This window comes from Rhizobium sp. SAFR-030 (assembly GCF_059415005.1).
The window spans coordinates 317,967-331,156 of record NZ_JBPFDO010000004.1 but is presented as its reverse complement, the minus strand read 5'-3'; the positions used below and the strand labels follow the sequence as shown (position 1 = coordinate 331,156).

General features: G+C 64.1%; 12 protein-coding genes. 7 read left to right on the top strand and 5 right to left on the bottom strand.

The annotated features are described in order from the left end of the window. Positions 1-42: 42 nt before the first annotated feature. Together ACR65N_RS14540 and ACR65N_RS14535 are read right to left on the bottom strand one after the other, a co-directional pair. Entirely contained in the window at positions 43-792 is a 750-nt protein-coding gene (locus ACR65N_RS14540; protein WP_440457583.1) for a TerC family protein, read from the bottom strand. Positions 793-891: 99 nt separating this feature from the next. Next, entirely contained in the window at positions 892-1,572 is a 681-nt protein-coding gene (locus tag ACR65N_RS14535; protein WP_430304641.1) for a TetR/AcrR family transcriptional regulator, read from the bottom strand. A 136-nt stretch (positions 1,573-1,708) separates the two neighbouring features. Between ACR65N_RS14535 and ACR65N_RS14530 the strand changes: the two genes are divergently transcribed. The 5 genes from ACR65N_RS14530 (at position 1,709) to xylA (ending at position 8,567) form a co-directional block, all read left to right on the top strand. Then, positions 1,709-2,914, top strand: a complete 1,206-nt coding sequence (locus ACR65N_RS14530) for an HlyD family secretion protein (protein WP_440457582.1) — start codon at positions 1,709-1,711, stop codon at positions 2,912-2,914. A 26-nt stretch (positions 2,915-2,940) separates the two neighbouring features. Further along, positions 2,941-4,518 (top strand): DHA2 family efflux MFS transporter permease subunit, encoded by a 1,578-nt coding sequence (locus tag ACR65N_RS14525; protein ID WP_440457581.1) that lies wholly within the window; start codon positions 2,941-2,943, stop codon positions 4,516-4,518. A gap of 140 nt (positions 4,519-4,658) precedes the next feature. Then, positions 4,659-5,684, top strand: a complete 1,026-nt coding sequence (locus ACR65N_RS14520; protein ID WP_440457580.1) for a LacI family DNA-binding transcriptional regulator — start codon at positions 4,659-4,661, stop codon at positions 5,682-5,684. Between the two features lie 22 nt (positions 5,685-5,706). After that, positions 5,707-7,161 carry a xylulokinase gene (gene xylB / locus ACR65N_RS14515; RefSeq protein WP_440457579.1) on the top strand — a complete coding sequence of 485 codons (1,455 nt, stop codon included), beginning with the start codon at positions 5,707-5,709 and terminating at the stop codon, positions 7,159-7,161. A 95-nt stretch (positions 7,162-7,256) separates the two neighbouring features. Continuing rightward, entirely contained in the window at positions 7,257-8,567 is a 1,311-nt protein-coding gene (gene xylA / locus ACR65N_RS14510; RefSeq protein ID WP_440457578.1) for a xylose isomerase, read from the top strand. Between the two features lie 70 nt (positions 8,568-8,637). Here the strand turns inward: xylA and greA are convergent, their stop codons facing one another. Both greA and ACR65N_RS14500 read right to left on the bottom strand, forming a co-directional pair. Beyond that, on the bottom strand, positions 8,638-9,120 hold the full coding sequence (gene greA / locus ACR65N_RS14505) for a transcription elongation factor GreA (protein ID WP_440457577.1): 483 nt from the start codon (positions 9,118-9,120) through the stop codon (positions 8,638-8,640). Between the two features lie 109 nt (positions 9,121-9,229). Next, complete coding sequence (locus ACR65N_RS14500) at positions 9,230-9,631, bottom strand: RidA family protein (RefSeq protein WP_440457772.1); 402 nt, start codon at positions 9,629-9,631, stop codon at positions 9,230-9,232. 162 nt (positions 9,632-9,793) lie between these two features. On the opposite strand from ACR65N_RS14500, the gene ACR65N_RS14495 reads away from it, so the two are divergent. Further along, positions 9,794-10,387 carry a TetR/AcrR family transcriptional regulator gene (locus ACR65N_RS14495; RefSeq protein ID WP_430304631.1) on the top strand — a complete coding sequence of 198 codons (594 nt, stop codon included), beginning with the start codon at positions 9,794-9,796 and terminating at the stop codon, positions 10,385-10,387. A gap of 18 nt (positions 10,388-10,405) precedes the next feature. Here the strand turns inward: ACR65N_RS14495 and ACR65N_RS14490 are convergent, their stop codons facing one another. Further along, positions 10,406-11,419 carry a LacI family DNA-binding transcriptional regulator gene (locus tag ACR65N_RS14490; RefSeq protein ID WP_430304630.1) on the bottom strand — a complete coding sequence of 338 codons (1,014 nt, stop codon included), beginning with the start codon at positions 11,417-11,419 and terminating at the stop codon, positions 10,406-10,408. 181 nt (positions 11,420-11,600) lie between these two features. Here ACR65N_RS14490 and ACR65N_RS14485 point away from each other — a divergent pair, with 181 nt between their 5' ends. Next, positions 11,601-13,127, top strand: coding sequence for a sugar ABC transporter ATP-binding protein (locus tag ACR65N_RS14485; protein WP_440457576.1), 1,527 nt, complete (start codon positions 11,601-11,603; stop codon positions 13,125-13,127). Positions 13,128-13,190: the final 63 nt, after the last annotated feature.

Sequence of the window (13,190 nt, the reverse complement as noted above, 5' to 3'; positions counted from 1 at the left end):
GCCACGAAAGTTCCAAGCCGCCCCGCGACCGTCCGTTACCGGTCAGTGCACAGTGCCGCGTTTGCGCTTGCGGGCGTTGCGCGCGTACATGTTGAGCACTTCCACCATCGCCGAAAAGGCCATGGCGGCGTAGATGTAGCCCTTCGGCACGTGGAAGCCCATGCCTTCGGCAATCAGCGTCGTGCCGATCATCAGCAGGAAGGCGAGTGCCAGCATGACGATCGTCGGGTTCCGCTCGATGAAGTTGGCCAGCGGCGTCGCGGCAACCAGCATCACGGTCACGGCGGCGATGACGGCGACGACCATGATCGGCAGATGCGGGGTCATGCCGACGGCGGTGATGATGCTGTCGATCGAGAAGACCAGGTCGAGCAGCAGGATTTGGCCGATGGCGGAGGCGAAGGTCGTCGTCACGGTCTTGCCGACCATGCTGTCCTTGTGATCTTCAAGGTCGACGCTGTGATGGATTTCCTTCGTCGCCTTCCAGACCAGGAAGAGGCCGCCGGCGATGAGGATCATGTCCTTCCAGGAGAAGGGATGGCCGAACACTTCGAACACCGGCGTCGTCAGCTGGACGATCCAGGCGACGGTGCCGAGCAGCGCAAGGCGCATGACGAGCGCCAGGCCGATACCGATCTTGCGGGCTCTCTCACGGTTTTCGGGCGGCAGCTTGTTCGTCAGGATCGAGATGAAGATCAGGTTGTCGATGCCGAGGACGACTTCCATCACCACCAGCGTCACCAGCGCCACCCAGGCGGCCGGATCTTGCACAAGCATCATTATGTCTTGCATTGATAATTCCCCTTGCCCTCCGGCGTGCCGGATGAGAGCGATATCGGCTTCCGGCCTGCCAAAGCAAGCCGCGGGGAAGTATACGCTTTGACCGCCGGTTTATTCCAACCGGTCGTCATCTTTTTTTGCGTAGGCGCACAGGAACATCCGCACGGCGGACTTGACCACCCGTTCGATCTCTTCGGCCGTCGGTGGTGCGGCGAGATCGCCGAACAGCCGCAGCTTGAAGAAGGTGCCGCCGCAGAGCTCGATGAATTGGCGGGCGGCGATCGAGATGTCGTCGACCACCAGTGCGCCACGCTCGACATGCTGCTCGATGAAACGCTCCAGTACGGTGCGGACATTCAGGGATTCGTTCTGGAAGAACTTGCGCGACAGCTTCGGCATGCGTGGAACGACGGCGATCATCGTGCGCATCGCCGATATCGAGCTGTCCGACGTGATGTGCTGGCAAAAGCCGATGCCGTAGCGATAGAGGCCGTCCGTCACCTCGCCGCTGCCTTCCAGGATGTCTCGCATGGAGATCGCGAGGTTCTGGCGCTCGCGCTCCATGATCGCCTGGAACAGGTCGTCCTTGCCGTTGAAGTAGACGTAGATTGTGCCCTTCGAGACGCCGGCCTCGCGCTTGATGTCGTTCATGCTGGCGGCATCGAAGCCGAGGCTCATGAAAACGCGCTTCGCGCCGTCGAGGATCTGCTCCCGCTTTGCCGGATCTTCTCCGGCAGGAAACCGACCGGGCTGACCGGCCGTATCACAGGGCGTAGACTTCGTTTCGGGCATTCCGTTTCCTGATTGTCAACCTTTTCGAACCGGTCGGTTCGATTGGCCTTGATATGTGAGATGGAAGGGACTATGTCAACCGCCATTGAACCGATCGGTTCGATCGTTCGGCTTTCTGTTTCATCGGTGACCTTTTATGACTACTTCCGCGAACAATGGACCGCTGCGCGTCGTTTCGGCCGATCAGGCCGCCACTGACAAGGTGGAGGCACGCTCCGATGCCCCGGTCGGCGAAAAGCCGTCCGCCGCTGCACCGGCTGCGACAGACGCCAAGCCAAACGAAGCGACGCCAAAGAAGAAGAAGCGCAACCCGATCATTCCGCTGCTGGTGATCGCCATCCTCGGCGGTGCCGGCTGGTACGGATATAACTGGTGGACCGACGGCCGGTTCCTGGTGTCGACCGACGATGCCTATGTCGAAGGCGATATCGCCGTCATCGCGCCGAAGGTCAGTGGCTACGTCGAGAAGGTCAATGTCGTCGAGAACCAAATCGTCAAGGCCGGCGACCCGCTGGTGACGCTCGACCAGGGCGACTATCGGATCGCCTATGAGCAGGCACAGGCGAATGTCGAAAGCGCCAACCTGGCGGTTGCCCGGATGGACGCCCAGATCGCCGGCGGCGAAGCGAGCCTGCGCCAGTCCGAGGCGCAGCTCGGCGCGCTTCGCGCCATCGTTCGCGGCGCCCAGATCACCCAGAAGCGGACCGCCGAACTGGCAGCGAAATCCGTCGGTACCACCGCCGACCTCGACAATGCACAGGTGGCGCTGGAACAAGCCGACGCCAATCTGCAGGCCGGCCAGGCCGCGGTCGCCACGGCACGCGCAAACATCGATCTTTTGCGGGCGCAGCGCACCGAGGCCGTCAACACCGTGCGTCTGCAGGAACTTGCGGTCCAGCAGGCCGAACGCGATCTCAGTTTCACCGTCCTGAAGGCGCCCTATGACGGCACCATCGGCAACCTTGCCGTCCAGGTCGGCGACTTCCTCAGCTCCGGCAAGCGTCTGGCGTCCCTCGTGCCGCTCGATGCGCTCTACGTCGAGGCGAACTTCAAGGAAACCCAGCTCGGCCATATCGTGCCTGGATCCAAGGTGCGGGTGCATGTCGATGCCTTCGAAGACCGGTCGGTCGAGGGGACGGTCCAGTCCATCGCGCCGGCATCCGGCGCGGTGTTCTCGCTGCTGCCGCCGGAAAACGCCACGGGCAACTTCACCAAGGTCGTCCAGCGCGTGCCGGTGCGCATCTCGATCCCGCGCGAGGAACTGGAGCGAGGTCACCTGCGCGCCGGCCTCAGCGTCGTCGCCGAGATTGATACCCGCACCGCGCCGGACGCATCCCGTTAAGGGAATTTCCGGCGAAGGAGTTAGCCATGGCCGCCACCACCGCCACTGCGGGCGCCATACCCGCTGATCCGCCGATGGACAGGAGAAAGCTGATCGCTTTCTTCGCCATGGTGGTCGGCATGTTCATGTCGATCCTCGACATCCAGATCGTCTCGGCGTCGCTCGCGGAGATCCAGGCCGGCCTGTCGGCCGGTTCCGACGAAATCGCCTGGGTGCAGACGGCATATCTTATCGCCGAAGTCATCATGATCCCGCTGTCGGGCACGCTTGCCCGCATTCTGTCGACGCGGGTGCTGTTCACCATCTGCGCCGCCGGCTTCACGATGGCGTCAGCGCTTTGCGCAACAGCGACCAACATCGAGCAGATGATCATCTACCGCGCCATCCAGGGCTTTATCGGCGGCGGCATGATCCCATCGGTGTTCGCTGCCGCCTTCACCATCTTCCCGGCGTCGAAGCGCTCGATCGTGTCGCCGATCATCGGCCTTATCGCGACGCTGGCACCGACCATCGGCCCCACGGTCGGCGGCTATCTCAGCAATGCCTTTTCGTGGCACTGGCTTTTCCTCGTCAACATTGTGCCGGGGATCTTCGTCACGGCGCTCGCCTGGAGCTTCATCGACTTCGACAAGCCGCAGCATTCGCTGATGAAGCGCTTCGACTGGCTTGGCCTGTTCTCCATGGCCGTGTTCCTCGGCTCGCTGGAATACGTGCTCGAGGAAGGCAACAACAAGGACTGGTTCCAGGACGAGCATATCGTTCTAGGAGCGCTCGCCATGGTGATCGGCGCGGTGATTTTCTTCTGGCGGGCGTTCCGCGTCGATTTCCCCGTCGTTGACCTCAAGGCGTTCGCCAACCGCAATTTCGCCTTCGGCTCGCTGTTCTCGTTCACCATGGGCGTCGGGCTCTACGGCCTGACCTATCTCTACCCGCTGTATCTCGGGCGCATCCGCGGCTACGACGCGCTGATGATCGGCGAGACGATGTTCGTCTCCGGCCTGGCGATGTTCCTCACGGCGCCGGTCGCCGGCATCCTGTCCGGCCGCCTCGACCCGCGGGTGATGATGGGCATCGGCTTCTTCGGTTTCGCCTGCGGCACCTACCTGATGACCAGCATGACCGCCGACTGGGACTTCTACGAGCTGTTGCTGCCGCAGATTCTGCGCGGCTGCTCGCTGATGCTGTGCATGGTGCCGATCAACAACGTGGCACTGGGGACGCTGCCGCCGAACCGGATCCAGAACGCCTCCGGCCTCTATAATCTGACGCGTAATCTCGGCGGTGCCGTCGGCTTGGCGATCATCAATACGATGCTGACGCAGCGTGCCGACGAGCATTATGCGCGGCTGTCCGAGCATGTGAACTACGGCAATCCGGCAGCCATGGACTGGCTGAACAGCGTCGGCGCCAATTTCAATACCTACGGCATGGATGGCGCCACGGCGGCGCTCAGCCGGCTGTCCGGCATGGTCACCCAGCAGGCGACGATCATGTCGTTCATCGACGTGTTCACCGGTCTGACCTTCCTCTTCGCCTCGCTCATCCTGCTGGTCGTGATGATTGCGAAGCCGAAAGCCGCACCACCCTCTGGCAGCGGGCACTAGACAAGCCCGCACATAGAATCCACCGCCTGAAAGGGGTCGTCGCGCAAGCGGCGGCCCCTTTCGCATGGGCTTCGGCGGCTGCGCATAATTTCTGATTTACGTACCTCAAAATGCAGGCTATGTCTTCCCGCGGAGGAGACATGAAGCCGACGGTTCACGACATTGCCGCACATGCGGGCGTCAGCCTTGCGACCGTCGACCGTGTTCTCAACGGCCGCGCCGGCGTGCGGCTGGTGACGCGGGAGCGTGTCGAAGCGGCTGTCTCGGCACTTGGATTCGTGCGCGACCAGGCGGCGGCGAACCTTGCCAAGGGCCGCGTCTACGCCTTCACCTTCATCCTTCCCGCCAACGATAATTCGTTCATGATCGGCCTGCGCGCAGAGGTGGCTGCCGCCGCGGCACGGGCCGCCTCCGAGCGGATCCGGCTGACGATCGTCGACGTGGCAGCCTTCGACGTTGCGGCGCTGGTCTCGGCGCTGGATGCGGCGGCGCTCGACCGGCCCGATGGCGTTGCGTTTGTCGCGGTCGACGCGGCGGCGGTTCGCGCCGCGGCGGATCGCTTGGCCGAGGCGCAGGTTCCGGTCGTGACGCTGGTCTCCGACCTTGGCGGCTCCAGCCGCACCCATTATGCGGGTATCGACAACGCCGCCGCCGGCCGGACCGCTGCGACCCTGATCGGCCGCTTCCTCGGTGGCCGGCGCGGCCCGGTGCTGCCGCTGGCCGGATCGTTGATGGTGCGCGACCACGCCGAGCGGCTCGACGGCTTTTCGAGCGTCATGCGCGACAAGTTCCCGCAGCAGCAGATCCTGTCGGTGGTCGAGGGCCGGGATGATCCGAAGGAGACCGAGCGGCTGGTGAGCCGGGCGCTGCACGATGAGCCGCAGCTTGCCGGCATCTACAGTTGCGGGGCCGGCAATCGCGGCCTGATCCGCGCCGTTTCCCGGCTACCGGCGGAGCGCCGCCCCGTCGTCGTGCTGCATGAACTGACCGAGGCGACGCGGACAGCGCTCCTCGACGAGGTGGTCGATGCAGTGCTCAACCAGGATGCAGGCCACGAGGTGCGCAGTGCCATCCGCGTCCTGAAGGCGAAGGCCGACGGATCGCCGGTGGTGACGGCGCAGGAACGCATCCGCATCGATATTTTTTTGAAAGACAACCTGCCCTGAGGGGCAGCGAAGGAGAAGACCCATGTATCTCGGATTGGATCTCGGCACGTCCGGCGTCAAGGCGATGCTGATCGACGGCGACCAGACCGTCATCGGCTCGGCTACCGCCGCAATCGACGTCTCGCGCCCGCATCCCGGCTGGTCGGAACAGGACCCGGCGGACTGGACCCGCGCGACGCAGGAGGCCGTCGGGTCGCTAAAGGCGACGCATGGCGCAGCGCTTGCCGCCGTGAAGGGCATCGGCCTTTCCGGTCACATGCACGGCGCAACGCTGATTGGCGCCGACGACAGCGTTCTGCGCCCCTGCATCCTGTGGAACGACACCCGCTCGTTTGCCGAGGCCGCCGCGCTCGACGCCGATCCGCGGTTCCGGGCGATCACCGGCAACATCGTGTTTCCGGGTTTCACGGCGCCGAAGCTTGCCTGGGTGAAGAACAACGAGCCGGAGGTGTTTGCGAAGGTCGCCAAGGTGCTGCTGCCGAAGGATTACCTGCGGCTCTGGCTGAGCGGCGAGCACATTTCCGAGATGTCGGATTCAGCCGGCACATCCTGGCTGGACACCGGCGCCCGCAAATGGTCGTCAGAGCTTCTGGCCGCGACCGACCTCTCCGAGCACCAGATGCCGGCGCTGGTCGAAGGCACGCAGCAGGGCGGCACGCTGCGCGCCGAACTCGCCTCCGCCTGGGGTATGCAGCCGGGCGTCGTGATCGCCGGCGGGGCAGGCGACAATGCCGCTTCGGCCTGCGGCATGGGCACGGTTGCCGAGGGCCACGCCTTCGTCTCGCTCGGCACGTCCGGCGTGCTGTTTGCTGCCAACGGCTCCTACCTGCCGAAGCCGGAAAGCGCCGTTCACGCCTTTTGCCACGCGCTGCCGAACACCTGGCACCAGATGGGCGTCATCCTGTCGGCCACCGACGCGTTGAACTGGCATTCGCGGATCACCGGCATGACCGCCGGAGAGCTTTCGGCCGAGGTTGGCGACACGCTCCATGCGCCGTCCGGCGTCACCTTCCTGCCGTATCTGTCGGGTGAGCGCACGCCGCATAACGACGCAAAGATCCGCGGCGCCTTTATCGGCCTTGCGCATGAGACCAGCCGCGCTGCGCTGACGCAGGCGGTGATGGAGGGCGTCACGTTTGCTATTCGCGACAGCCTGGAAGCGTTGAAATCGGCTGGCACGAAGGTCGAGCGGGTGACGGCGATCGGCGGTGGATCGCGGTCGCGCTACTGGCTGGCCTCGATTGCCACGGCGCTCGACATGCCGGTCGACATTCCGGCGGACGGCGATTTCGGCGCAGCCTTTGGCGCGGCGCGGCTGGGGCTGATCGCGGCGACCGGTGCAGATCCGCTCGCCGTCTGCAGCCAGCCCGAAACGGCCGAGACGATCGAGCCGGTGGCGGCGCTGACCGCGTCCTATCACGCGGCCTATGACCGTTACCGGGCGCTCTATCCGGCGATCAGGTCCACGATGAACTGAGGTTTTCAAGCGTCACTCCCGTTTGTCCTGCCGGACGGAGTGGGGTGAAAACCCTTGAACCAACACTGAGGCACACACCAAGGAGGAGAATACCCATGTCGACAGGCTTTTTCGGAGACATCCAGAAGATCAAATACGAAGGCACGGACAGTATCAATCCGCTCGCCTTCCGCCACTACAACCCGGACGAGGTCGTCATGGGCAAGCGGATGGAAGAGCATCTGCGCTTCGCCGTTGCCTACTGGCACACGTTCGTCTGGCCGGGCACTGATCCGTTCGGCGGTAACACCTTCGAGCGTCCCTGGTTCAAGGACACGATGGATGCGGCGAAGATGAAGGCGGATGTCGCCTTCGAATTCTTCCAGCTGCTCGGCACGCCCTACTACTGCTTCCATGATGCCGACGTGCGCCCGGAAGGCGAGAGCTTTGCCGAGAACACCAAGAACCTCAACGAGATCGTCGACTATTTTGGCCAGAAGCAGGCTGACACCGGCGTGAAGCTGCTGTGGGGCACGGCGAACATGTTCTCGCACCGCCGCTACATGTCCGGCGCTGCGACAAACCCGGATCCGGACGTCTTTGCCTTTGCCGCCGCAACCGTGAAGACCTGCATGGATGCGACGCTGAAGCTCGGCGGCGAGAACTATGTGCTGTGGGGCGGCCGCGAAGGCTACGAGACGCTCTTGAACACCGACCTCAAGAAGGAACTGGACCAGATGGGCCGCTTCCTCAACCTGGTGGTCGAGTACAAGCACAAGATCGGCTTCAAGGGCGCGATCCTCATCGAGCCGAAGCCGCAGGAGCCTTCCAAGCACCAGTACGACTACGACGTCGCGACCGTCTACGGCTTCCTGAAAAACTACGGGCTGGAAAACGAGGTGAAGGTCAATATCGAGCAGGGCCACGCGATCCTTGCGGGCCACACGTTCGAACACGAGCTGGCGCTTGCCAACGCGCTTGGCATCTTCGGCTCGATCGACATGAACCGCAATGATTACCAGTCCGGCTGGGATACCGACCAGTTCCCCAACAACGTGCCCGAAATGGCGCTGGCCTATTACCACGTGCTGGCGGGCGGCGGCTTCACGACGGGCGGCACCAACTTCGATGCCAAGCTGCGTCGCCAGTCGATCGATCCGGCCGACCTGCTGATCGGCCATATCGGCGGCATGGATTGCTGCGCCCGTGGTCTGAAGGCAGCGGCGAAGATGATCGAGGACAAGGCCCTGTCGGGTCCGCTCGACGCCCGCTATGCCGGCTGGAACGATGCGTCGAACCAGGCCATGCTGCGCGGCGAGGAAAGCCTCGAGCAGATCGCGGCGCGGGTCGAGTCCACCAACATCAACCCGCGGCCGAAATCCGGCCAGCAGGAGCTGCTGGAAAACGTGGTCAACCGCTACGTCTGAGCGACGGATACCGAAGAAAACGAGGGCCGGTGCCAACGCGCCGGCCCTTTTTTGTTGGCGCGCCGGAGGTTCAGCCGATGGCTGTGATCTCTAGCTCCTGGTCACCGACGGTGACCAGATCGCCGACCGCCTTGCCGAGCAGGCGACTGGCGACCGGAGATACGAAGGAGATCGAGCCCGCCTTTGGATCGGCCTCGTCCTCACCGACGATGCGGTAGGTCTGGACGCGGCCATCGTCGCGGGCAAAGGTCACCGTGCTGCCGAAGGCCACGGTATCGGCTGACGCGGGAGCAGCGACCACATGCGCCGTGCGCAGCCGCTCGGCCAGATACCGAAGATCGCGCAACGGCCCGGCTGCCTGCCGCCGCCGTTCGTTGACATCGTCGATGGTCATGGCGACTTCGTGCGCTTTTTGCGCCACGACCACCTGGGCTTCGAGAAGCTTCAGACCCTGTTCCGTCACGAGGTTCGGATGGGGCGAGATCGGCCGGTCCGGCAGCAGGGTTTCCGCGGCGGTTTCCGAACTTTCTTCCTTGGTAAAGGCGACGCTCACGCGGGAACTCCATGAAGACGATGACGGCGCGGAACATCGTCCCGCAGCCCTCCTGTCTATCACTGAAGCCGACCCATCGGCAATTCGGCTACCTCCGGCCAGCTGCCGGTCAGGCGCTGGTAGTCGGGATGCGGGCGATCACCTTGATCTCGAAATCGAAGCCGGCAAGCCAGGTGACGCCAACCGCCGTCCAGGTGGGGTAGGGCGGCTCGCCGAGGAACTGCTGCTTGACGGCCATGATCGTCTCGAACTGGTTCTGCGGATCAGTGTGGAAGGTTGTCACGTCGATGATATCGTCGAACGTGCAGCCGGCGGCGGCGAGCGTCGCCTTCAGGTTCTCGAAGGCCTGGATCACCTGGCGCTCGAAGTCCGGCTCCGGCGTCCCGTCGGTCCGGCTGCCGACCTGGCCGGAGACGAACAGCAGTTCGCCTGCAGGCACGGCTGCCGAATAGCCGTGCTGTTCGTAGAGCGCATGGCGGCCTTCCGGAAAAATGGGCTGGCGCTTGGTCATCATGTCGTTCCTTTGTCGCTGGATGAGGTGGCGTGCATCGGGCTGCTCGAAACCGACGCTTCAAAGCCGTCAATACATCTGATATACGAAGCGTATGTATAATTCGAATACGTCGCGTATGTCAAATGAAATACGGTACGTATGTGAAACCTTGAGGGCGTGATGGCTAGGCGACGTGTCGAGACCATGGAGGAAAACCGGGCAAAGCTGATTGCCGCGGCACGCAAGGCATTCGCAGAGAGAGGCTATGCTGCTGCCTCGATGGACGATCTGACCGCCGAGGCGGGGCTGACGCGCGGCGCGCTTTACCACAACTTCGGCGACAAGCGGGGGCTGCTGGCGGCGGTCGTTCACCAGATCGATTCCGACATGGCAGCCAGGGCCCAGGCGATCGGTGCGCGCCAGACGAGTGAGTGGGACGCGCTGCTTGCCGAAGGGGTGGCCTATATCGAGATGGCGCTCGATCCAGAGGTGCAGCGGATCGTCCTGCTCGACGGGCCGGCGGTTCTGGGTGATCCGTCGCAGTGGCCGAGCCAGAGCGACTGCCTTAAGGAGACGCAGCGCGCCGTCGAGCGGTTGATTGCCGAGGGGATCTGCAAGCCGGTCGATGCGGAAGCCGCCGCGCGGCTGCTGAGCGGCGCGGCGCTCAATGCAGCGCTCTGGGTCGCGGCCAGCCGCGAGCCGCAGGCTGTCCTGCCGAGAGCGATAGAGGCGTTCACGGTTCTGGCGCAAGGCCTGCGCGTTCGGCCGACCTGAACCGACCCTTGCTACGCCTCAGCGTCTTCCGGGCTCGGTCACCGAACCGCGAACGACGAGGTCCGGCATGATCAGGATCTCGCGCTTTTCGGCCGGCGGGTTGCTGAGGTTTTCGAGCAGCAGCGCCATGGCGTGCCGGCCGATCGCCGTGCGCGGCTGGCGGATGGTGGTAAGCGCCGGCTTCACATAGGTCGCCTGCGGCACGTCGTCGAAACCGATGACGGAGAACTCGCGCGGCAGGTCGTAGCCGCGGGCCGCAAGGCCTGCCAGCACGCCGAGCGCGGTCGCGTCGTTGACCCCCATGAAGGCGGTGGGCAGCGTGTCGCGCATGAAAAGCTGCTCGACGCCCAGGCGGCCGCTCTCCATCGTCCCGTCGCCATCCAGCACCATTCGCTGGTTCGGCGGGATCCGGGCGGCGTCCATCGCCGCGTCATAGCCCTGGCGGCGGCGCTGGTAGCCGAGCCGCGTCTTGCTGTCGCCGATGAAGGCAATCCGGCGGTGGCCGGAGGCAAGCAGGTATTCCGCAGCCTTTCGTCCGCCCGCCACATCGTCGACGCCGACGTAAGGGGTCTGGCTGCCGAACACCGGCTCGAAGACGGCGACTGACGGCGGCAGGCGGCCAGACACGACCTGATGGCCGAACGGCGCATGGCCGGTGAAGAGCACCATGCCGGCCGCCTGGTTGGAGCTCAGGAATTTCAGATATTCAAGACCCCGCTCCGGGTCGTTCTGGGTATGACCGATCAGCACGCCATAGCCGTGGGCGCGTGCCTCGTTCTCCAGGCCAATGAGGATCGACGAGAAGTTCGGGTCGCCGATGTCCGGGGCGAGCACCAGGATCATGTTGGAGCGGCCCATGCGCAGCGACCGCGCCATGGCGTTGGTCGTGTAGCCGGTGATGGCGATCGCCTGATTGACCCGCTGCCGCGTTGATTTCGCCACCTTTTCAGGTGTGTGGATGGCGCGGCTGACGGTGGCGATCGACACCTCCGCCAGGCGGGCGACATCTTCGATGGTCGCGGCACTCGTCACTGTTGCGGCCCATCCCTTTGTGTGCTGGAATTGCTCGCGACGTTACAGTCGTGACGGCCGGGGCGGAAGCCGAGGAAGCTTCGATATCCCCAAGATGCGGAAAATGTAAACCTTTACATTTGGCATGTAAAGGTTTACACAGAGGCTGACAGCGGTTGAGGAGCCGTTCGGGAGGGTTGTCATGATATTGGGTGGAGACGAGGCGCGGGCACCCGTGCTCGTGGCGGAGCGTATCTCCAAATCCTTCGGCGAGGTGCAGGTGCTGTTCAGCGTCGATTTCGACGTGCGGCCCGGCGAGATCCACGCGCTAATGGGCGAGAACGGCGCCGGCAAATCCACTCTGGTGAAGATCCTCTCCGGCTTCGAGCAGCCCACCGCCGGCCGCATTCTTCTGGATGGCGAGCCGGTCAGCCTGCCGCCGAATGGTGCGGCTGAAGCGCTGGGCATCGTCATCATTCACCAGGAATTCAATCTTGCCGATCACCTGACTGTCGCTGAGAGCCTCTTCCTTGGCCGCGAAGTCACGCGCTTCGGCATGCTCGATCGTCGCTTCATGCGCCGAGAGACCCGGCGCGTCCTCAATGAACTCGGCTCATCGATCGATGAGAATGCGCTGATCAGTTCGCTGTCGGTCGCCGACAAGCAGATGGTCGAGATCGCCAAGGCGATCAGCCGCGATGCGCGGATCATCTTCATGGACGAGCCGACGGCGGTGCTGTCGCGCGAAGAGACCGGCCTCCTGTTCAAGGAGGTACGCAAGCTGCGCGCCAAGGGCACCAGTTTCGTCTTCGTCAGCCACAAGCTGGACGAGGTGATGGAACTGACTGACCGGGTGACGGTGCTGCGCGACGGCCAGTGGGTGAAGACGGCCCCGACATCGATGCTCGACGGCGAGGCGATCGCCCAGCTGATGGTCGGCCGCGAGCTGTCGAGCCTCTATCCGGCCAAGCACGAGCCGGACGTCGATGAAGAGGTCGTGTTGTCGGTTCGTGATCTGACCACCGGCTATGTGCGGGATGCAAGCTTCGAGCTTCGCAAGGGTGAGGTGCTCGGCTTTTCAGGCCTGATCGGCTCGGGTCGTACGGAGCTGATGGAGGCGGTGGCCGGCCTGAGGTCGCGCCAGTCCGGTTCCGTCGAGATCCGCGGCAAGAGCATTCCGCCGGGCGATTTTCGCGCCGCCAACGCCCATGGTCTGGCCTACATGACCAAGGATCGCAAGGGGCACGGGCTGCTGCTTGGCGAGAAGATGACGGTCAACCTGACGCTGCAGGCGCTGGAGCAGCACCTGAAGCACGGCTATCTCGATCCGGGGAGCGAGGCCAAGGCGATGGCGCGGGCGAAGCGCCGCTTCGACATCCGCGTCCGCGACGACTTGGTGCGGGTAGGGCGGATGTCGGGCGGCAACCAGCAGAAGCTGCTGCTGGCAAAGATCATGGAAATCGAGCCGAACATCGTCATCATCGACGAGCCGACGCGCGGCATCGACGTCGGTACCAAGCAGCAGATCTACCATTTCATCGCAGCGCTGGCGCGCGAGGGCCGCTCGATCATCGTCGTCTCCTCGGAGATGCCGGAGGTGATCGGCCTCTGCACGCGGGTGGCGGTGATGCGCGAGGGACGGATCGTCGGCATGCTGGAGGGCGAGGAGATCTCCGAGCAGGTGATCATGCGCTATGCCGCCGGCCTGCGGAGACAGGCGGCCGGCTGACGCCCGCAGAGACAACACGCAATACAAGCGGCCCAGCAGGTTGCCGGGATCCGCCAGGAGGAC

Coding starts and splice junctions, on each gene's coding strand:
- ACR65N_RS14495 (WP_430304631.1), top strand. CDS start 9,794: ATGGCTAGGCGACGTGTCGAGACCATGGAGGAAAACCGGGCAAAGCTG.
- ACR65N_RS14520 (WP_440457580.1), top strand. CDS start 4,659: ATGAAGCCGACGGTTCACGACATTGCCGCACATGCGGGCGTCAGCCTT.
- xylA (WP_440457578.1), top strand. CDS start 7,257: ATGTCGACAGGCTTTTTCGGAGACATCCAGAAGATCAAATACGAAGGC.
- ACR65N_RS14485 (WP_440457576.1), top strand. CDS start 11,601: ATGATATTGGGTGGAGACGAGGCGCGGGCACCCGTGCTCGTGGCGGAG.
- ACR65N_RS14500 (WP_440457772.1), bottom strand. CDS start 9,631: ATGACCAAGCGCCAGCCCATTTTTCCGGAAGGCCGCCATGCGCTCTAC.
- ACR65N_RS14525 (WP_440457581.1), top strand. CDS start 2,941: ATGGCCGCCACCACCGCCACTGCGGGCGCCATACCCGCTGATCCGCCG.
- ACR65N_RS14535 (WP_430304641.1), bottom strand. CDS start 1,572: ATGCCCGAAACGAAGTCTACGCCCTGTGATACGGCCGGTCAGCCCGGT.
- xylB (WP_440457579.1), top strand. CDS start 5,707: ATGTATCTCGGATTGGATCTCGGCACGTCCGGCGTCAAGGCGATGCTG.
- ACR65N_RS14540 (WP_440457583.1), bottom strand. CDS start 792: ATGCAAGACATAATGATGCTTGTGCAAGATCCGGCCGCCTGGGTGGCG.
- ACR65N_RS14530 (WP_440457582.1), top strand. CDS start 1,709: ATGACTACTTCCGCGAACAATGGACCGCTGCGCGTCGTTTCGGCCGAT.